We start from the raw sequence: 19,572 nt of genomic DNA, 5'->3' as shown, positions 1-19,572 counted from the left end.
GGGATATGAACAGCATTGCCGTGAATGATCTGCACAAAACCTACGCAGGCGCGCTTACGCCCAGCCTGCAGGGATTGTCGTTCTCATTCCCGGAAGGAAAGATCGCGGGCTTGCTGGGGCCGAACGGCGCGGGCAAAACCACGACCATTTCCATACTTTGCGGACTGGTGAAAGCCGATGCCGGCAAGGTGCAGATATTCGGCCTGCCGCAGGAAGCGGGGCGGCGCGAGGAGATCAAACGGGTGGTAGGGATTGTGCCGCAGCAGATCGCCTTGTTCCCGCAGCTCACGGCTATGGAGAACCTCGTGTATTTCGGCAACCTGTACGGCTTCAGGGGCAAAGCGCTCAAAGATAAAGTGATGGCACACCTGGAAGCTTTCGGGCTCGAAAAGGCCGCTGATAAAGAAGTAGGCAAATTTTCAGGCGGCATGAAAAGGCGGACCAATATCATTGCCGCCATCCTGCACGAACCGAAGCTGCTGGTGCTGGATGAGCCCACAGCGGGCGTGGACGTGCAGAGCCGCAGCATGATATTGCAGTTCCTGCGCGATTACAACGCCAGGGGCAACAGCGTGCTGTATACCTCGCACCTGCTGGAAGAAGCGCAGCAGATCTGTGAAGACGTGGCCATTATGGACGAAGGCCGGCTGGTAGTGCAGGGCAGTCCTGCCGGACTGATCAGCGGCCTGGCGGATTGCAGCAACCTCGAAGATGTATTCCTTCACTATACCGGCCACGCGGTAAGGGATTAAATAAATAGCATGTTAAGGCTCATTGCAACGATACGAAAGGAATGGTTACTGCTGAGGCGCGACAAGGCCGGGCTGACGCTGCTGTTTGCCATGCCGCTGGTGCTCATCACCGTGATGGCCCTCATACAGGATGCGCCTTTTAAAGATTACCAGGAAGTGAAGTTCGACATCCTGACCGTTGACAACGACCAGGGCCGCCTGGGACGCTACATCCGTGAAGGGCTGGGCGCCAGCGGGCAGTTCAATGTGATCGATTCCATCGGGCAGCAGCCGCTTACCGAAGAAAAAGCAAAAAGCCTCATTGCAGAAGGAGAATACAAGATCAGCATCACCATCCCCAAAGGCGCTACGGCAGAGATCGTCAGCAATGCGAACAAGATCGTGAACGATATTTCCAAACGCATGGGCCTGGCTTCGCAGTTGCCGGTAAAGGCCACTGTGTCCGACTCGCTTGCTGTGCAGCTTTATTTCGACCCCGCTTCCAAAAAAGCTTTCAAAAGCGCTATACAGCAGGCTTTGGATAATTTCCTCACGCAGGTGCAAACGGACCTGCTGCTGGAACGGATACAGCTGCAGCTGAAAAGTAAAGACAGCGCAGCCGTGCAGGATTCTTTCCCCGCCATCAAACTGAAAGCCGTGGGACTGCGGGAAACAGGTGTGGGAGCGGGAAAGCAGATAGACGTGATCTCCAATTCAGTGCAGCACAACGTGCCCGCATGGAGCATTTTCGCCATGTTCTTCATCGTGATACCGATCGCGGGTAATATGATCCGGGAGCGGGAAGACGGCAGCCTGGTGCGCATGAAGCTGATCCCCGGCAATTACGGCTCCATCCTTTCGGGGAAGCTGTTGTTTTTTGTCGGCATATGTATTGTGCAGTTTTATTTGATGATGCTGGTGGGCATTTACGTGCTGCCTATGCTGGGCCTGCCAAAGCTCCAGCTGGGTGTGGATCATGCGGCGGGATTGCTTACAGCCGCCAGCATTGGCGTTACTGCCACGGCATACGGCATCCTGATCGGCACCCTGTTCAAAACGCCGAACCAGGCGCTGAACTTCGGCGCTATTTCCATCGTGATCCTGAGCGCCATCGGCGGCATCTGGATACCGCTGGAGATCATGCCGGACACGATGCAGCGGATCGGTCGCCTGTCGCCGCTGAGCTGGGGGCTGGATGCCATCAATGATATTTACCTGCGCAACGGCAACATCCGGTACGTGCTGCCTGATATTGCGCGCCTGCTGGGATGCGGCGCCGTGATGCTGGCCATTGCCGCCATCGTGGAGCAGCGCAGGATCGGATAGGAATAAACATTTTATAAACAACCTTAAAACAGTTATTTTTACTCCCCTGGAATACGCCTTGGGCGTAAAACCTACAACAATTATGGAAGCGTTAAAATTGAAATTGAAACAGCAGATCATCGAAGCCCTTAACCTGCAGGATACCAAACCGGAGGATATAGACGACAATGCCCCGCTGTTTGGCGAAGGTCTGGGCCTGGACAGCATCGATTCACTGGAACTGATGGTGCTGCTGGAAAGAAATTACCAGATCAAGGTGGAAGACCCGCGCGAAGGCCGCAAGATCCTTCAGAGCGTGCAAACCATGGCTGAATTCATTAAAAGCAAACAAGCAGCGTAAGCAGTAAAGAACGGGATGGCTGAACGTGTGTTTATAACCGGGATAGGTATGATCTCCGCCATTGGCAACAACGTGGAGGAGAATTTCCGCAGCCTGCGTGCGCAACAGAGCGGGCTGGGCTATACCCGGTATATCAACACCATCCACCAGCATGTACTGCCCGTAGGCGAAGTGAAGCTGAGCACGGAAGAACTGGCTGAACTGGCCGGCAAGCCTGGTTCCCCCGAATTTACCCGCACTACCTTACTAGGGCTGGTGGCCATGCAGGAAGCCCTGCAATCTGCCGGTATAGCCGATCCCCGCGAAATGCCCGCCGCATTTATCAATGCCTCCACCGTTGGCGGCATGTGCGATACCGAAAAAGTTTATTTCGACATACTGGACCCGGAAAAGGAAGGCACCTTCCTCCGGTACATCGATACGCTGGATTGTGCGGACTGCACCCAGCGCATCGCCGATGAAACCGGCATTCGCGAATACGTAACCACCATCAGCACCGCCTGCTCCTCCTCCGCCAACGCGCTGATGTACGGCGCAAGGCTCATCCGGCAGGGGCTCGTGCAAAGGGCGGTATGCGGCGGCACGGAAGCGCTCACCCGCTTTACCATCAACGGTTTTAATTCCCTCAAGAATACGGATAAACAATTTTGCCGCCCCTTCGACCAACAGCGCAACGGCCTGAACCTCGGCGAAGGCGCTGCATACCTGGTGCTGGAAAGCGAATCGCTCGTGAAGGCGCGCAAAGCAAGAGTGCTGGCGGAGCTTACCGGCTGGTGCAATACCAACGAAGCATTTCATCCCACCGCGCCTTCCCCCGAAGGAGACGGCGCTTTTGAAGCCATGCGCAAAGCGCTGGCCATGAGCGGCAGAACCACGGCGGACGTACAATACGTAAATGTGCATGGCACCGCCACGCTGAACAACGACGCGTCTGAAGGTAAAGCGTTGGAAAGGCTGTTTGGCGACAAAGTGCCGAAATTCAGTTCCACCAAGCCTTTCACCGGTCATACCCTGGCCGCCGCAGGCGCGGTTGAAGCGATCTATTCCGTGCTGGCCATCAACCGGCAGATGATATTTCCCAATCTCAATTTCTCAGAAAAAATGGAAGAGCTGGGCATTACACCCGAAATCAAACTGCTGGAAGAGTATCCCGTCCGCAACGTGATCTCCAACTCTTTCGGCTTTGGCGGGAACAATGCCTCGCTGGTGTTCAGCAAATATGAAGGGTAAGGCTTACATACGAAGTTGCGCCGCCATCTCCCCGCAGGAGAGCTTTTCAGGCGATTTTGCGCCACAGCTGCTTACGCTGGAAGGCAAAAGCATGATGCGTGTGAAAGAGCCGGATTACAGCGGATTCATTCCGCCCAACAGCCTGCGCCGCATGAGCCGCGTGCTGAAAATGGGACTGGTAGCCGCTTTGCAATGCCTGCGCAACGGCAACACCGCCGTTCCCGGCGCCATTATCACCGGCACCGGCCGCGGCAGCCTGCAGGACACGGAAAAGTTCCTGCACAACATCCGCGATTATGCAGAAACGGCGCTCAACCCAACTCCCTTTATACAGTCCACCTACAATTCCGTGAACGGCCTCATCGCCCTGCAGCAGCAGTGCACGGAATACAACAATACCTTCGTTCACCGCGGCTTCTCCTTCGAGCACGCCGTGCTGGACGCTCTGATGCAGCTGGCGGAAGGCAATGCCGCCGAAGTGCTCGCCGGCGCCTTCGACGAGATCACCGACGAACATTTTTATATCAAAAGCCGCATCGGTTATTGGAAGAACGGGCTGACGCAGCCCGCGGACCTGCTGGCCTCCGCCACCAATGGCTCCATAGCGGGAGAAGGTTCCGCTTTTTTCCTGTTCACTTCGCAGCCGGCTGATATTTGCCTGGAAGGTATTAAGATGATATATAAACCTTCTCCGGAAGAACTGCAGCAATCGCTGCAAACATTCCTTTCTTCCCATAACCTTGCGCCTGAAGAGATCGACCTCCTCGTATCCGGCCGCAACGGCGATGCGCAGTTCAATCATTTTTATGACGGGGTGGAAAAGCGTTTCACAGATGCCAAGACTTTTTACTTCAAACCCTATTGCGGCGAATATGATACCGCGGGCGCTTTCGGGCTGTGGGCGGCTGTGAAGCAGCTGGAGCAAGGGCCGGAGAAGATTGCTTTGTTGTATAACCAGTTTTATGGGGAGCAGCATACGTTTATGCTGGTGAGGAGAAGCGTGTTTTAGAATATATAGCTAAACGTTCATTTTATTTCTTAACCCGCACGTCAAAGGCAAAATCTGCTATTGCAATAATACGAACATCACTGATTGCAGGATGCAATGGATTAATTATATAATTAAATTCCTGGTGAATAACAGCAGAAGGAAGTTTGATTGCTAAATGTTTGGCTGCACTCAATAGTAAAGTACCAAAGTCACGGGTAGATATAGGAGTGCTGGGATCTGCCCAATCACCCGGAAGCTGTGATATGGATTTTTCTATCCATGAATTGTCAGGTATTTCAATCGTTGCGATACTCAATGCCCGCGGCATATCGTCCAGGCTGACGTTAGCTGCATACTCCAATGCCGCTAATGCGCGACTTTCAGCCGTATATAAACAGGGAATACCAATATGATTCCAACGCCCACCGTTCAATCTCGCTCCTTCACCGCTTAAATCCTTTGCATACCTGGTCAGACTAACTCGATAAACATACATAATAGCCCATTATGAATAGACGCCGTAAGCAATTCTGCCTATTAAATGTTTTACATTCTCCATACCATAAGATGTATCCAAAAGATCAATCGGCGCTTTTCCTCCTAAAGTCCTGTTAGGTTTAATCATCCAATTATTAAACCGATCCTTGTCATCGAAAACAGCATACCCGTTTGAATAAATATCAGCGAGGGCAACAACCCTATCACTCACTGGTTGATTAAATTTATCTTCCCCTTTCTTATTAATTAAAGAAGGACGAGATATGGATAATATGTGTGACAGTATTTCATACCCAAGCCCTGTTTGTTCTTTCAGCGCTTCCAGGTCATTTTTACTAATTCCACCCTTAATTAATTCAATCTTAGCGTCTGAAGACATCCTGCTAAGTTGAGCTACTGGAAGTCGGTTAATAAATTTCCGCACTACTTTCTTTTCAACCTGCTTTGAAGACGGTTTCACGGGTTTCGTGGCAGTTTTTTTTTGCTTCGGCTTCTTCACGGTCTCCATGAGTATAATTTTTTACCAAATATAGTAAAAAAATTATCTTTTAGCAAATGAAATAAGATTGCTCACTTCACCACCCTAAACACCGGGTACCGCATAAACCCCGGCTCATTCCACGGCGAATTGCGGTAAACGAAATTCAGCTGCGCGGAGGCGCTTTGGGCGAACGTGCTGTCTTTGGCGCGTTGTTGTTCCAGTTCCCGTTTTAGCTCGGGATGTTCTTTCAGGTATTCTGCCGCAGTGTCTTCAAACACGTAGGTGGAATAACCTTCTTTCTGCCCGAGGATCGCGTCGAAGAAGTTCCAGGCGAAAAATGAATCGCCGCCGGCGGGTTCCAGCGTTTCGATGAGGTAGCGGTTGGCCGTTTGATCCATCGGGATGTAATAATCGCCTTTCAGGAATTTGAGGGTTTGTTTGCTGCTATTCACTTTCACGCTGTTGTGGAGGTAGTGTTTCTCGTAAGGGCGCTGCGGTGTTTTATAATCTTCGATGCGATAGGCTTCCACGGTTACGGTTGTATCCTGCGTGAAGCGGCGCATGTTCACTTTGTTGTTCTTCAGTAGTTCTATCACGGCCCACCAGCCCTGCGGGATGATGTAAGCCTCAGGTTTGGTCACGAAGTCCGCAGGGCGGAAGGTGTTGAATATCCTGATCTGTTTTTCGTAAGGTTTGGAGCGGTCGTAGTACAGGCGGGGCAGGCCGGATATTTCACTGGTCTTGTAACCGGCGGCGTAACCTTTGAAAGTGTAGGATTCGGATTGCGTCATGTCCGGGTTCCAGCTGAGGGGGAACTGCTGCTGAGTTTTCACGGAGGTTTTGGTCTGCTCCCGCAGCTGGCGGATGGTTGCGCTGTGGTCGCTGGTGAAGCGGATGAAACATTCCATGAGGGCATATGTGGCTTCCACGCGCTGTTTGTACGGCTTCAGCATGTGTGTTTCCGGCACGAACCCGAAGGTGTGGAACAGGGTGGTGTAGCCGCTGGAATAACGGGGGCCGTCCGCATAGGCTGTCCAGCCACTGTCTGGCGTGCTGCCGAAGTGGTTCACGTAGGGGAGGAGGTCGTAGCCTTTTTCTTTCATGAGCTTGTACAGCCCCGGCTCGAAGGTATCGTGGAGGAAAGCGCCCATTACCCCGCCCATTTTACCGTACTGGGTGGTGAGCAGTGTCATAATGTGTTGGTAGTCAGCGCCGTTGCTTACGTGATTATCGATGAACACGTCCGGGTCTGTAAGGTGGTAGATCTGCTGGAAAGCGCGGGCATTGCGGGAATCGGCTTTGATGAAATCGCGGTTGAGGTCCAGGTTCTGGGCGTTGCCGCGGGAGCCGAATTCTTCGGGACCGTTCTGATCTACGCGGTAAAAGGCGGTCCGGTTCAGGGAGCCGCCGATGTTGTACAGCGGAATGGCCGCCAGCACTACATTGCCGGGGAGCTTCTTTTTACCCTGGAGGATGTCGCGGAAGAGCATCATGGTGGCGTCTATTCCGTCCGGTTCGCCGGGATGGATGCCGTTGTTGATGAGTATCACGCGTTTATCTTTCTTTTTGAGGCTGGCGAAGTTAAAATCTTTATCCTGCGAAAGGATGACGAGGTGAAGGGGATACCCGGCGTCTGTTTGCCCGATTTCCAGCATTTTAAGCTGCGGGAAACGTTTGGTGAGCATTTTCCAGTAAGCAATGCATTCCTGGTAGGTAACGGTCTCTTTGGCGCCGGTACGCTCATATTTGGTGGTAAGATCCTGGGCGGAAAGGGAAAAAACGGAGCAAAGCAGGAGCAGGATAACTTGGATGGTCCTCGTCATTTTGGTTTAAGTTGTTGTAAATCAATGATATTCGATTGAGATAAGCGGTTCAGGGCATAAATGTAAGCATTTGGGGTTGGTGAGGCAAGCGGCAGCTTCCAATGGTTGTAATCGTATGGCAACCGTAAGGCTTTAGTAGGGCTTTAGTAGGGATACCGTAAGGGAACCGTAGCAAAACGATTTAGAAAAATTTTCATGTATGTAAGAACTGCCATCTTGACACAGTATTAAAATTGGCAAGAGGAGCATGTTCAAATAAAAAAAGCCCTTCCCTTTGCAAGGAAGAGCTATAAAATATTGAAAACCAGCCTGATTACGCCAGGGTATTTACCTTCTTAGCAAGTTTGCTCTTCAGGTTGGCTGCTTTGTTTTTGTGAATAACGTTACGTTTCGCCAGTTTATCGATCATGGAGATTACTTCCGGTAAGTTTTCAGAAGCTGCTGCTTTATCAGTCAGTTTCTTCAGATCCCGTATGGCATTACGGGTAGTTTTACCGTAGTAACGGTTACGCTCATTACGCTTTCTGCTCTGACGTACGTCTTTTTTCGTTGCTTTATGGTTTGCCATTGTATAAATTTCAAGTTTCGGACGGCAAAGGTAAGTTTTATCTTTTTATAAACAAAAATAAAAAACAGGTATTTCCTGCGGGCCCTTACTTTTTAGCGGGTTCAAAAATAACAAATTATATACATATCTGGTTGGGGAAACAGCGGGTTAAATCATAAAACAGCCACGCTAAATGCCTGAAAATCCCAAATCTTTGTCGATATTTGCAATCCTGATTAACTCAAATTGAGTTATAAAAGCGCAGATTGAGTTATAAGGACAAGAGAATCAAAGACAAAAGATCATAGATTTCACGATCCTGGCACTGATTTTTGGTGTTATAAGGGCAGAGAATCGAAGACCAAGCTTAAATACGTTGTAAATGAAGGACTTTTCGTTTGTCACCAACTCGCACCCGGCGTATATTGAATCGTTGTACCAGCAATACCGCGCAGATGCTTCCTCCGTGGATCCTGAATGGATCAAATTCTTTGAAGGTTTCGATTTCGCGGTAAGCAACGCCAACGGGAAAGCGGCCACCGCCCCCGGCGCCACTTCCGCACTTCCGGTGAGCAGCGATCAGCTTGTAAAAGAACTGGGAGCCTTCCGCCTCATCCAGGCCTACCGCAAAAAAGGGCACCTCATCGCCAAAACCAACCCTATCCGCGAAAGGAAAGACCGCCAGCCCAACCTGGACCTTAAATTCTTCGGCCTCTCCGATGCGGACCTGAAAACCGAATTCTTCGCCGGCCAGGTGATAGGCCTTGGCAAAGCCCCCCTCGAAAAGATCATACAGCACCTCACGGAAGTATATGCTTCCAAAATAGGGTTGGAATTCACTTATATCAATGACGCGGCCCGCATGGAATGGCTCCAGAAAGAAATGGAGACCACCATCCGCAAACCGCTGAACGTGGACCAGAAAAAGCGCATCCTGAGCAAGCTGAACCAGGGCGTGATGTTCGAAAAGTTCCTCCACACCAAATACATCGGCCAGAAAAGATTTTCCCTTGAAGGCGGCGAAACCACCATTCCCGCGCTGGACGCCATGATCAACACCGCCGCCGAATACGGCGTGCAGGAAGCTGTGATCGGCATGGCCCATCGCGGCCGCCTGAACGTGCTGGCCAACATCCTCGGGAAAACATACGAACAGATATTCTCTGAATTTGAAGGCACCGCCATCCCCGACACTACCATGGGCAGCGGCGACGTAAAATATCACCTTGGTTTCCGCGCCAGCATTCAAACGCCGGCAGGCAAGGAAGTGAACGTGCAGCTCACGCCCAACCCTTCGCACCTCGAAGTGGTAGACCCCGTGGTGGTAGGCTTTTCCCGCTCAAAGGCAGACGTGATCTATAACAGCGATTACGACAAGATACTCCCCATCCTCATCCATGGCGACGCTGCCATTGCAGGCCAGGGCGTAGTGTATGAAGTGGCGCAGATGAGCAAGCTGAGAGGCTATTACACCGGCGGCACCATGCACTTCGTGATCAACAACCAGATCGGTTTCACCACCGATTTCGAGGACGCGCGTTCTTCCGACTACTGTACCAGCGTAGCTTCCATCGTGCAGGCGCCCGTGTTCCATGTGAACGGCGACGATGTGGAAGCTACTGTGAAAGTAGCCGAGATTGCCACCCGTTACCGCCAGGAATTCAACTCCGATATCTATATCGATATGGTGTGTTACCGCAAGCACGGGCACAACGAAGGGGACGACCCGAAGTTCACACAGCCCAAGCTGTACGCCGCTATCGACAAACATCCCAACCCCCGCGAGATCTATTCCCAGCAGCTGATCGCCAACGGTGATGTGGATGCGGCCCTCGCAACGGAAATGGAAAAAGCTTTCTGGGCAGACCTCCAGGCGCGCCTCGACGATGTAAAACAGCACCCGCTTCCCTACAAATACCAGCAGCCGGACCTTTGGTGGAAAGAACTGCGGAAGAGCACGGCGGAAGATTTTGGCACTTCTCCCGCCACCGCCGTTTCGCAGGCGGACCTGGACCAGTTGTTCGCCGCCATCATGGCCATCCCAGAGGGATTCAAACCGCTGCGTAAAGTGGAAAAGCTGTTGCAGGAAAAACAAAAATTGTTCTCCGAACAAGGCCTGCTGGACTGGTCTTCGGGCGAACTGCTCGCTTATGCCAGCATTCTCAAAGAAGGCCGCGACGTGCGCCTCAGCGGGCAGGACGTGAAGAGGGGCACCTTCTCCCACCGCCATGCTGTGTTGCGCAACGAAGAAACGGACGAAGAATACAGCCGCCTCAGCAACCTGGGCGAGAACCAGGGTAAATTCAGGATCTACAATTCCCTGCTCAGCGAATTCGCAGTGCTCGGCTTTGAATATGGTTATTCCATCGCCAACCCTTACGCGCTCACCATCTGGGAAGCGCAGTTTGGCGACTTCATGAACGGCGGGCAAACGCTCATCGACCAGTTCATCACTTCCGCCGAAACCAAATGGCAGAAGCAAAGCGGCCTGGTGATGCTGCTGCCGCACGGTTATGAAGGCCAGGGCCCCGAGCACTCCAGCGCCCGCCTGGAAAGGTTCCTGCAGCAGTGCGCTGAGCACAATATTTTTGTGACCAACTGCACCACTGCCGCGAGCTTCTTCCATGCCCTGCGCCGCCAGCTGGCATTGCCTTTCCGCAAGCCGATGATCAACTTCTCGCCCAAAGCCAACCTGCGCCACGTGCGCAGCTACAGCCCCGTGGCGGATTTTGTACAGGGAGGTTTCCGCGAAGTGCTGGACGATCCGTTTATCGCCGATGCTTCGCGCGTGAAGAAAGTACTGCTGTGCAGCGGCAAAATGTACTTCGACCTGAGCGAGAAACAAATGAAGGAAGACCGCAAAGACGTGGCCATTGTAAGGCTGGAACAGCTTTACCCGCTGCCGGTTGCGCAGCTGGAAGCCATCCAGCAGAAATACAAAGGGGCCACCTGGTTCTGGGTGCAGGAAGAGCCGCTCAACATGGGCGCCGCCGGTTTCCTGCAAATGAACCTCAAACAATTCAACTACGGCGTGATCAGCCGGAACCCGAGCGCAGCCACTGCCACCGGTTATTCCAAAGTACACGCGCAGGAACAACAGGAAATCATCGACACGGCTTTTAATATCTAATTTTTAACTATTTACTTTTCAACAGGAGGGTAATACTCATGATAATCGAAATTAAAGTTCCTACGGTAGGAGAATCAGTCACCGAAGTCACCATTTCAAAGTGGTTGAAAAAAGACGGGGATTATGTGCAGCAGGATGAAGTGATCGGTGAGATAGAATCGGAAAAAGCCACACTGGACCTGCCCGCAGAGAAGGCCGGTGTGCTGAAACTGACAGTTAAGGAAGGAGATACGGTAAAGATCGGCGATGTTGTAGGCACTATCGATACGGATGCCGCCGCACCCGCAGGCGCCGCGCCAGCCGCACCTGCTGCGGCAAAAGCGGAACCCGCGCCTGCACCCCAGGCAGAAGCCGCTCCCGCAGCGCCCGCTGTGAACAAAGGGACCATCGATATCAAAGTTCCCACCGTTGGAGAATCTATCACGGAAGTGACCCTCGTTAAATGGCTCAAAAAAGACGGGGAGTATGTAGAGCGCGATGAAGTGCTGGCCGAAATGGAATCTGAAAAGGCCTCCTTCGAACTGCCCGCGGAAGAAGCCGGCGTGCTCAAAACCCTTGCAAAAGACGGCGATACGCTGAAGATCGGCGATGTAGCCTGCCAGATAGATACCTCCGCTGCGCGCCCCGCAGGCAAAGCAGCTCCCGCACCTGCGCAGCAGGCCGCCGCGCCAGCTGCCAAAGCTGCGCCCCAGGCCCAGCAGGCGCCGGTTACCGCCATCCCCAATGATATTAAAGCCTCTCCCGTAGCTGCCGCCGTGATTGCGGATAAAAAGGTGGATCCCGCTTCCATCAAAGGTTCCGGCGCACATGGCAAGATCATGAAAGACGACGTGTTTGCCGCCCTGGAAAATCCCGGCGTTGCCATCGGCCACGAAATGTTCAGCCGCAACGAGCGCCGCGAGAAAATGAGCAACCTCCGCAAAACCGTTAGCCGCAGGCTCGTGGAAGCCAAGAACACGACGGCCATGCTCACCACGTTCAACGAGGTGGACATGACCAACATCATGGCTATCCGCGCTAAATATAAAGAGACCTTCAAAACCGCTCACGGCGTGAACCTCGGCTTCATGAGCTTCTTCACCAAAGCCGTATGTTTCGCCCTGCAGGAATTTCCTGCCGTGAATGCTTACATAGACGGGGAAGAACTGGTGTACCACGATTTCTGCGATATCTCCATCGCCGTATCCGCTCCCAAAGGGCTGGTAGTGCCGGTGATCCGCAACGCGGAAAGCATGGGCATGGCAGACATTGAGAAAAAAGTAGTAGAACTGGCTACCAAAGCGAGAGACAGCAAACTGACGATGGAAGAAATGACCGGCGGTACCTTCACCATCACCAACGGCGGCGTGTTCGGCTCACTGATGAGCACGCCCATTATCAACATCCCGCAATCCGCCATCCTCGGCATGCATAAGATCCAGGACAGGCCTATGGCCATCAACGGCCAGGTGGTGATCCGCCCCATGATGTACGTAGCGCTCAGCTACGACCACCGCATCATCGACGGCCGCGAATCCGTGAGCTTCCTGGTGCGCGTGAAAGATATGCTGGAAAACCCCGAGCAGCTGCTGTTCGGTAAAGACCCGGTGAAAACTTTGCTCAAAGTATAATCTACCCGTAACGTATATCGAAAAAGGCCATGACGGATAATGTCATGGCCTTTTATATTTGGTTAAAAGCGTTGTCTAAGGCTGGCGTTTGAACGTGACCGATTCCCCGCCATCGGAGGCCACCAGGTCGCCGTTTACCAGTTTGATGCGGCCCCTTTCTTCCATCAGCACGAAATCGCCGTTGGTGGTGTAATGCATGAGCATGGGCGTTCCATTGTTCGAGGTTACGTATAGCTTCCCGTCCTTCGCTTCCACTACGAGGTTTACCGTCCGGAAATTGTATTTGCCCATGTATTGTTTCAGCGAATCGGCGGGAAGCGGCGCAGCGGTGACTGTATCCGGCCTGTAAAAATCTTTTTCCCATCCGTAGGTGATCGCAATGCTGCGCGTTACTTCATCGATGATGGCAAAGTTGTCGGAATTCACCATAATCACCATGCCGTTGCCGCCTTCAAGGCTGCCGTAGTATACGCACCTGAAACCTTCATTGCCGCCGTTGTGGTTGAAATAACGCTGCCCGTTGATGATAAATACCCCGAGCGCTGAATTTTTATTCAGGTAAGGCGTAAGCCGGGTTTTGGTCATGGCCTGGTTCAATACTTTCGAAGATTTCCCCTGCAGGGCCAGTTGCGTTTCGATGATGTATTTCGAGAGGTCGGTGGGGTTGGTCCAAAGGCCGGCGGCGGCCATTTCCGGGTAAATGTGATATTTCCCCGGGTAAACTTTTCCTTCTCCGTTATAGGCTGTTGCGAGCAGCTGTTTTTTGTTACCGGGTGCGGGTTGCGTGTAAAAGCTGCCCGTCATGCCCAGCGGATCCAGCACTTCTTTTTGCATGTACTGGTCGTAAGGAATGCCGGTTACAGTGGTGGCGATCAGCTGTGTAACGGTGGTGCCTCCGCCTGAATACTGCATCTTCACGCCGGGAGCGAACAGCGGTTTCACTTCGCGGGTGTTGGCCGGGCGCTGCCCTTGCAGTATCTGTTCTACCGTGGGAAGGGTATCACCCGCTTCATAACCGGGAAAGCCGTGTACGCTCAAACCGGCGGTGTGGCTCAGCAGATTGGCAATGGTTATCTTGCCGGAATCGGCGGAAGGATGCCAGGTTTTGAGATAAGTGTTGATATCTGCATCCAGGCTGAGCTTACCTTCCTGCACCAGCTTGAGGATGCCAACGGCATTCAGCGATTTGCTGATGGAAGCTGCCTGGAAAAGGGTTTGCGGGGTGACGGGGATCTTTGCTTCTTTGTCTGCAAAACCGTAACCCTTCGCCCATTCCAGCTTGTAATCGCGTATTACGCCGATGGTAACGCCCGGCACTTTGTGGACCTTTAACCGGTCTTCGATATTCCATCGCGCTGGCGGTTCGTTTGCAATATAGACCCAGCCGGTAAGGCTGTTCTCTACCTTGCGGATGTCGTCAGCATATTGCGCGGAGGCGAAGAAAGGCAAAAACAGAAGGAGGATCAGGGAATAGCGGCGCATAAGTTTTGGGTTTTAGGTAGCATAATTTACAAAATAACTATGGGAACCCTTTAAAAAAGAAGGATTGAAACGAAACAGCTGTTTTGAACTGAATAAAACAGCTGTAACCAATTGAAATTTATTTTCTTACGCGTTAAACCCTTGCGGTTTATCAGCGTCCAATCTTCAAAGCCAGGTATTATGAGAACCGGGAACCCGAAACTTTACATGATACTCATAACCTTTGCCAGCCTTAGATTTTTTACCATTGACAGAAGATATTAAAGTCGCAACCCGTTTGTTACCCCAAGTTGCTGTCGCTGCCTGGTAATAGTGTTCTTGTTATATGAAATGATCAGCGGCATCACCGGTAGGAAACGCTTCACGAAAGCGTTTCCTATCTTTGTTTTATGACGCGCTGGGAAAATTACCTCAACACCGCTGCCGGCATCGTGGATGAATATGATGGCAGCCTGCCTTTACATCACTACCTGAAGCATTTTTTCAAGGCCCGCCCCCACATGGGCAGCCGCGATCGCAAACGGATACAGCAGCTGGTGTACCAGTTCTTCCGCCTCGGCAAATGGCAGCAACAGCTGGATGTGAAAGAAAGAATGCTGCTCGGCGCTTTCCTCTGCGAACAATCCCCCGACATGCTGCTTGGCTTTTTCCGGCCGGAATGGAATGAGCGTATAGCCGGTACTGTTACAGAGAAGCTGCAATTCCTCGGGTTAACATGGGATGCCGCTTCCGCTTTTCCTTTCCTGGCGTACCTCTCCGAAGGTATCGATCCCGAAGCGTTCACGCTTTCCTATTTGCAGCAGCCGAAACTCTACATCCGCGCCCGCCCCGGCAAAAAGGCCGCCATATTGCGTTTGCTGGAAACTGCCGGTATCGGGTTTGAAACGATAGGGGAGCATACCATTGCATTACCGAATGGCACCAAAACAGAGCAGATATTAACGGATAAAAGCATGTACGAAGTGCAGGACCTTTCCTCGCAGGAAACGGGCCAGCGCTTCAAACCAAAAGCCCGCGAGCGCTGGTGGGACTGCTGCGCGGCCAGTGGCGGCAAGTCCATTCTCCTGCACGACACAGAACCCACCATCCAGCTCACCGCCAGCGACGTGCGCGCCAGCATACTGGAAAATCTCCGCAAACGCTTTGCAGAAGCGGGTCTAAAGAACTACGATGCAAAAGTGATCGATCTCACGAAGCCTGTTACCGGTCTTCCACATTTCAACGGCATCATTCTCGATGCGCCCTGCAGCGGCTCCGGCACCTGGGGGCGTTCGCCGGAGAACCTGTATTATTTTTCAGAGAAACGCATTGCGGAATACGCCGCCCTGCAAAAGCAGATCGCGAAACATGTAACGCCACAGCTGCAGCCTGGTGGAAGGCTGGTGTACATCACCTGTTCCGTTTTTAAAGAGGAGAACGAACATGCGGTAGCGTTTTTGAAAAACGAATGCGGATTGGAAATAGAGGAAAGCGGGGTGATCCGCGGGTATGACAGGGAAGCGGATACAATGTTTGTGGCGGTGGGGAGGAAGTAGTTATTTCACTTCCACTCCAACATGCTTCAGCGACTCGGAATTAATACAATATCTCAGCCCGCTGGGCGCCGGCCCATCCGGGAAAACGTGCCCCAGGTGTGCATCGCAGACGTTGCACATTACCTCTACTCTCACCATCCCGAATGAGACATCCTTCTCATATTTGATGGCGTTCTCTTTGATGGGTTGCGTAAAGCTCGGCCAGCCTGTGTTTGAATCATATTTGATGGTGGAATCGAACAGCTCAGTATCGCAGCAGACGCAGTTGTATCTTCCCGGTTCGTAACGGCTGCAAAGCTCGCCGCTGAAGCGGGCTTCAGTGCCTTTTCTCCGGGTAATGCGGTATTGTTCAGGCGTTAACAATGCTTTCCATTCTTCGTCGGTTTTTTCAACACGTTTGTCTGGCGTGGGATTGCCTTTGGTGGCGAAATTGAGGACGTCGTTCCAGTTTAGCATTGTGTATGGTTTTCTGATGGAAATTTACCGAAAAAATTGGAAATGGGGTAATTAAGTATGGGAAGGAAAACTTCCGCGAAATAAAACTATATTTACGCTTCGAAAATAGTTAACCGGAAACCCATATTTCCTGTACTTATGCGATCATTAACCTTATGCCTGATCTTCTGTTTGAAGATTTGTATTGTTTTTGGACAATATCAAGACAATATCAGTGTTACGCTACCCTCTCCCAATAATATTGGAAACGCCACGACCACGTCGTTCAATTATTACAACGGCACTCCTAGTATTTCGTTGCCGTTATACACGCTTGAATCACCTGAACTAAAGGTGCCGATAGGCATCAATTATCAGGCGACCGGGGTTAAGCTTCACCAATATGCTTCTACCGTGGGTATTAACTGGAACCTGCAGGCTGGAGGGTCTATTACACGTGTAATAAGAGGCCGGCCTGATGAATCGGATAGTGGTTACATCGGCGCTAACCGAACCGGCCTGAATATAAATGGGGGCAATGAGGTAGATGCCGGGAGGTCTGATAAAATAGCATCGGGTGAATGGGATGGGGAACCCGACCTGTTCTTTATTACTACGCCTTTTGAATCGAATTCTTTCGTTTTTGATGAAAACAAGGGAATTGTATTTACAAAGCCTTCCCGGTTACAACTTTCTATGACGAGCCCTGCCGGGACCAATAATTACACAAATGTCTCGTGGGTTGCAGTAGACGAGAGCGGCAACCGGTTCACCTTCGGGACTACAAATAACTCTAAGGAAATATTGCAGGAAGGGGCCTCGTTTGTGTCTACTTGGCTGCTGGATCAAGTAAGCAACTTTAACAGGACCGATGAAATCAAATTTGAATACATAACCGGGCAGAATATATCTACCAACAAGTTTATCAGGGGGCGGACCACTTTTACTACATCCGGTACTTGTAGTGGCCAACCGGAAGTAAACTGGGAGAATCCAATGCCTTCAACTTATGCAGCGCCTAAATATTTATCAAAAATATCCTGTACATCCGGAAATGTAGAATTTAAATATGCTGATGACCGTCTGGATCAGGTAAATGGTAAGCGGCTTGTTTTAATTAATATTTACAACAATGCCAATTTCCTAAAATGTATTCGATTCAGGCATCATTATTATGGTACGCCGGATGGTAACAAAGATCTCAACAGACTAGCGCTTCAGGATGTGTATGTGGTGGGGCAGGACCAGGTAAGTTCTATCAAGCTGTATAGTTTTAATTATTTTAATAACCCGGCTTATAAGTTTCCGGCCAGAAATAGTGTGGCTATTGACCATTGGGGATATTATAATAACAACAGCAACTCTACGCCCTGCCCTCCACAAGCCTTGAAAGACCCGGATCTGGGAAAGACAAAACAATATACGCTTTATGAAATTGAATATGGCTTAGGAGGGAAAACCACTTATGAATATGAATTGAATGATTACTGGGACCCGGCAACGAGTAGTACTAAGCTTGCCGGAGGGTTGAGGCTGAAGACTATTACTGAGACAGATAATACAGGTAAGGCGGTTGTCAAGTCATTTAGTTATCGTGTGGAAGGCTCCACAACACAGTCTAGTGGAGAGCCGTTTATTAATAGCTTTGTTTATAACAATACGGTGACTCATCTGATTGCAATGCCTCCTGTCGGCGCTTGTACGATCTATGGCGAAACTTATTATAATACGCTATTCTACAATACATTTGATATCAATAAGCCTCATGTGGGTTATTCACGGGTTAAAGTAACCAATGCCGACGGAGGTTCAGAAGTATATCAGTTTACAAACTTCAGCAACTATCCGGACGAGTTCAAGATTGTAAATGCCAATCTTGGTACAATATGGTCAATCAACCAAAAGCGGCAGTTTGGTTATTCAACTTCATACGCGCACCGGCGAGGATTGCTTCGTTTCAAACAGTTTTTTAATTCTGCAGGCGATAAAGTAGAGGAAACGGAATACCAGTATACGGCTCTCGCAGTGCCGGAAAAAAAAGCAAGGGGGATCAGTATTACATTAGAATGGTTCAGCAATTTCGATACGAGGAGATGGTATCAAAATATTTACTACCATATAAAGGATAACTTCCAGCTGACCAAAGAGATCAAAAGAACTTATGATACGCAGGACTTTTCACGGGTTCAGGAACAAGAACGTACTTACGAATACAATCCTGATGGTACGTTGCTGCGTAAGATGAACTATACCAACTCAATGGGCGCCAGCTATGCGATGAAGTACTATTACCCGGAGAACCGTTCGGAGATTTCCGGGTTAAGCGCAGAAGATAACACCTCGTATCAGCATATGGATAAGTTAGCCACAAAGATAAGGGAAGAAAAGATTTTGCCTTCCGGCCAGAAACAGATTCGTCATTTTTCATATAAAACCGTCAGCTTAGGGGGGGCGCCACCTGACATCAAGGTATTTCCTTCTACTGTACAGGAATCAAATTATGGGGGTGCATTCGTAGAAGAGTCAAGATATATATACAGTTCCATCGCTGGTATCATGAGGTTTGAAATTGGCATAGACGGAATTCCCAAAGTCTATCTGTACAATAGTCTTAGAGACCTGACCGCTACCATTGTTAATGCTTCACTGGGTGAAGTGTACTTTGAGGACTTTGAGGAGCATACTTCGGCAACATCCGGAGAGGGCGCTACAGGCTCCAGGTATTGGACCGGAAGCTTCCAGGTGCCTTTCACGAAACCCGACGCCAAAAAATATTTCCTTTCTTATAGCCGGCTGGTAAATGGTAAATGGGAGCCTATAAGGATCGAATATACGACCAATAATATGACGATTGCGGGAACTTATCCGATCGATAATGTGGCGGTACTGCCTGAAGACGCTTATATGTTCAATTATGTCACTATTCCTGGGGTTGGTCATGCTTCCGTAACAGAACCCAACGGTACAACAGCTTTCTACGAATATGATATATTCCAGCGAATGAGGGTTGTCAGGAACAATGACAGAAAGATCGTTAAAGTATACGATTATGGTTCAGCCTGCGATTGCCCACTACCCTTGGTGTACGCTTCCGTGGAGTACAGGAACGATTATACTATTAACCTGGAGGATTATTACGCTCATGAGGTAGAAGTGGTTGTGAAATTCAAGGATGCGAATGGAAATCCTTTCCAGGCAGATGGCCTGCCGTTTTCCGTAAAGGAAATTACCGACACCGATCTGGTTATTTCTGAACTTACATATACCCATACTGCGAATGGAACGGAATATTCTTTAGGCAGATTCTTTATTTATGAAGAATATTATCGTGACGCAGTTCCGTGGAGATATATAGCTCGTCAGTATGAGCTAATACCCAGTCCACTGTATATTATCCAGCAACAAAATTAAAC

15 protein-coding genes are annotated in these 19,572 nt (G+C 50.6%); 9 read left to right on the top strand and 6 right to left on the bottom strand.

The genetic code is table 11. The features are described 5' to 3' along the window. The first annotated feature begins 5 nt into the window (after positions 1 to 5). The 5 genes from R3I13_RS00680 to R3I13_RS00660 all read left to right on the top strand — a co-directional run bounded on the left by R3I13_RS00680 (position 6) and on the right by R3I13_RS00660 (position 4,636). Positions 6 to 752, top strand: a complete 747-nt coding sequence (locus tag R3I13_RS00680; protein WP_346315977.1) for an ABC transporter ATP-binding protein — start codon at positions 6 to 8, stop codon at positions 750 to 752. Between the two features lie 9 nt (positions 753 to 761). After that, positions 762 to 2,057, top strand: a complete 1,296-nt coding sequence (locus tag R3I13_RS00675; protein ID WP_346315976.1) for an ABC transporter permease — start codon at positions 762 to 764, stop codon at positions 2,055 to 2,057. A gap of 82 nt (positions 2,058 to 2,139) precedes the next feature. Then, entirely contained in the window at positions 2,140 to 2,397 is a 258-nt protein-coding gene (locus tag R3I13_RS00670) for a phosphopantetheine-binding protein (RefSeq protein ID WP_346315975.1), read from the top strand. Between the two features lie 15 nt (positions 2,398 to 2,412). Further along, a complete protein-coding gene (locus R3I13_RS00665) occupies positions 2,413 to 3,627 on the top strand; it encodes a beta-ketoacyl-[acyl-carrier-protein] synthase family protein (RefSeq protein WP_346315974.1) in 1,215 nt (404 codons plus the stop codon). Continuing rightward, positions 3,617 to 4,636: a beta-ketoacyl synthase chain length factor gene (locus R3I13_RS00660; protein WP_346315973.1), complete on the top strand. Its 1,020-nt coding sequence runs from the start codon at positions 3,617 to 3,619 to the stop codon at positions 4,634 to 4,636. Before R3I13_RS00665 ends, R3I13_RS00660 begins: the two co-directional genes overlap by 11 nt. A gap of 22 nt (positions 4,637 to 4,658) precedes the next feature. Here R3I13_RS00660 and R3I13_RS00655 read toward each other — a convergent pair whose 3' ends face one another. From R3I13_RS00655 to rpsT, 4 genes are all read right to left on the bottom strand, one after another. Then, positions 4,659 to 5,114 carry an RES family NAD+ phosphorylase gene (locus tag R3I13_RS00655; protein ID WP_346315972.1) on the bottom strand — a complete coding sequence of 152 codons (456 nt, stop codon included), beginning with the start codon at positions 5,112 to 5,114 and terminating at the stop codon, positions 4,659 to 4,661. 9 nt (positions 5,115 to 5,123) lie between these two features. Next, the gene (locus R3I13_RS00650) at positions 5,124 to 5,624 is read right to left on the bottom strand and encodes an antitoxin Xre/MbcA/ParS toxin-binding domain-containing protein (protein WP_346315971.1); all 501 of its coding nucleotides are present in this window, start codon (positions 5,622 to 5,624) and stop codon (positions 5,124 to 5,126) included. A gap of 62 nt (positions 5,625 to 5,686) precedes the next feature. After that, the gene (locus R3I13_RS00645) at positions 5,687 to 7,420 is read right to left on the bottom strand and encodes a M14 family metallopeptidase (RefSeq protein WP_346315970.1); all 1,734 of its coding nucleotides are present in this window, start codon (positions 7,418 to 7,420) and stop codon (positions 5,687 to 5,689) included. A gap of 313 nt (positions 7,421 to 7,733) precedes the next feature. Beyond that, the gene (gene rpsT, locus R3I13_RS00640; protein WP_209148040.1) at positions 7,734 to 7,988 is read right to left on the bottom strand and encodes a 30S ribosomal protein S20; all 255 of its coding nucleotides are present in this window, start codon (positions 7,986 to 7,988) and stop codon (positions 7,734 to 7,736) included. A 361-nt stretch (positions 7,989 to 8,349) separates the two neighbouring features. On the opposite strand from rpsT, the gene R3I13_RS00635 reads away from it, so the two are divergent. Together R3I13_RS00635 and odhB are read left to right on the top strand one after the other, a co-directional pair. Next, a complete protein-coding gene (locus R3I13_RS00635; protein ID WP_346315969.1) occupies positions 8,350 to 11,097 on the top strand; it encodes a 2-oxoglutarate dehydrogenase E1 component in 2,748 nt (915 codons plus the stop codon). A 38-nt stretch (positions 11,098 to 11,135) separates the two neighbouring features. After that, complete coding sequence (gene odhB, locus R3I13_RS00630) at positions 11,136 to 12,707, top strand: 2-oxoglutarate dehydrogenase complex dihydrolipoyllysine-residue succinyltransferase (RefSeq protein WP_346315968.1); 1,572 nt, start codon at positions 11,136 to 11,138, stop codon at positions 12,705 to 12,707. A gap of 75 nt (positions 12,708 to 12,782) precedes the next feature. Here odhB and R3I13_RS00625 read toward each other — a convergent pair whose 3' ends face one another. Then, complete coding sequence (locus R3I13_RS00625; protein WP_346315967.1) at positions 12,783 to 14,189, bottom strand: serine hydrolase domain-containing protein; 1,407 nt, start codon at positions 14,187 to 14,189, stop codon at positions 12,783 to 12,785. Between the two features lie 389 nt (positions 14,190 to 14,578). On the opposite strand from R3I13_RS00625, the gene R3I13_RS00620 reads away from it, so the two are divergent. Beyond that, complete coding sequence (locus tag R3I13_RS00620) at positions 14,579 to 15,724, top strand: Fmu (Sun) domain-containing protein (RefSeq protein WP_346315966.1); 1,146 nt, start codon at positions 14,579 to 14,581, stop codon at positions 15,722 to 15,724. On the opposite strand, the gene msrB is transcribed toward R3I13_RS00620, so the two are convergent. Next, a complete protein-coding gene (msrB, locus tag R3I13_RS00615; RefSeq protein WP_346315965.1) occupies positions 15,725 to 16,180 on the bottom strand; it encodes a peptide-methionine (R)-S-oxide reductase MsrB in 456 nt (151 codons plus the stop codon). 138 nt (positions 16,181 to 16,318) lie between these two features. Here msrB and R3I13_RS00610 point away from each other — a divergent pair, with 138 nt between their 5' ends. Further along, positions 16,319 to 19,570 carry a hypothetical protein gene (locus R3I13_RS00610; protein ID WP_346315964.1) on the top strand — a complete coding sequence of 1,084 codons (3,252 nt, stop codon included), beginning with the start codon at positions 16,319 to 16,321 and terminating at the stop codon, positions 19,568 to 19,570. Positions 19,571 to 19,572: the final 2 nt, after the last annotated feature.

This window comes from Chitinophaga sp. YIM B06452 (genome assembly GCF_039655965.1).
GTDB lineage: Bacteria > Bacteroidota > Bacteroidia > Chitinophagales > Chitinophagaceae > Chitinophaga.
Note: the sequence above shows the minus strand (reverse complement) of the source record. Positions and strands in the feature narration are given on the sequence as shown.

Bases quoted from the DNA above. Each gene is read 5' to 3' on its own strand.
- R3I13_RS00680 (WP_346315977.1), top strand. From the start codon at position 6: ATGAACAGCATTGCCGTGAATGATCTGCACAAAACCTACGCAGGCGCG.
- R3I13_RS00675 (WP_346315976.1), top strand. From the start codon at position 762: ATGTTAAGGCTCATTGCAACGATACGAAAGGAATGGTTACTGCTGAGG.
- R3I13_RS00670 (WP_346315975.1), top strand. From the start codon at position 2,140: ATGGAAGCGTTAAAATTGAAATTGAAACAGCAGATCATCGAAGCCCTT.
- R3I13_RS00665 (WP_346315974.1), top strand. From the start codon at position 2,413: ATGGCTGAACGTGTGTTTATAACCGGGATAGGTATGATCTCCGCCATT.
- R3I13_RS00660 (WP_346315973.1), top strand. From the start codon at position 3,617: ATGAAGGGTAAGGCTTACATACGAAGTTGCGCCGCCATCTCCCCGCAG.
- R3I13_RS00655 (WP_346315972.1), bottom strand. From the start codon at position 5,114: ATGTATGTTTATCGAGTTAGTCTGACCAGGTATGCAAAGGATTTAAGC.
- R3I13_RS00650 (WP_346315971.1), bottom strand. From the start codon at position 5,624: ATGGAGACCGTGAAGAAGCCGAAGCAAAAAAAAACTGCCACGAAACCC.
- R3I13_RS00645 (WP_346315970.1), bottom strand. From the start codon at position 7,420: ATGACGAGGACCATCCAAGTTATCCTGCTCCTGCTTTGCTCCGTTTTT.
- rpsT (WP_209148040.1), bottom strand. From the start codon at position 7,988: ATGGCAAACCATAAAGCAACGAAAAAAGACGTACGTCAGAGCAGAAAG.
- R3I13_RS00635 (WP_346315969.1), top strand. From the start codon at position 8,350: ATGAAGGACTTTTCGTTTGTCACCAACTCGCACCCGGCGTATATTGAA.
- odhB (WP_346315968.1), top strand. From the start codon at position 11,136: ATGATAATCGAAATTAAAGTTCCTACGGTAGGAGAATCAGTCACCGAA.
- R3I13_RS00625 (WP_346315967.1), bottom strand. From the start codon at position 14,189: ATGCGCCGCTATTCCCTGATCCTCCTTCTGTTTTTGCCTTTCTTCGCC.
- R3I13_RS00620 (WP_346315966.1), top strand. From the start codon at position 14,579: ATGACGCGCTGGGAAAATTACCTCAACACCGCTGCCGGCATCGTGGAT.
- msrB (WP_346315965.1), bottom strand. From the start codon at position 16,180: ATGCTAAACTGGAACGACGTCCTCAATTTCGCCACCAAAGGCAATCCC.
- R3I13_RS00610 (WP_346315964.1), top strand. From the start codon at position 16,319: ATGCGATCATTAACCTTATGCCTGATCTTCTGTTTGAAGATTTGTATT.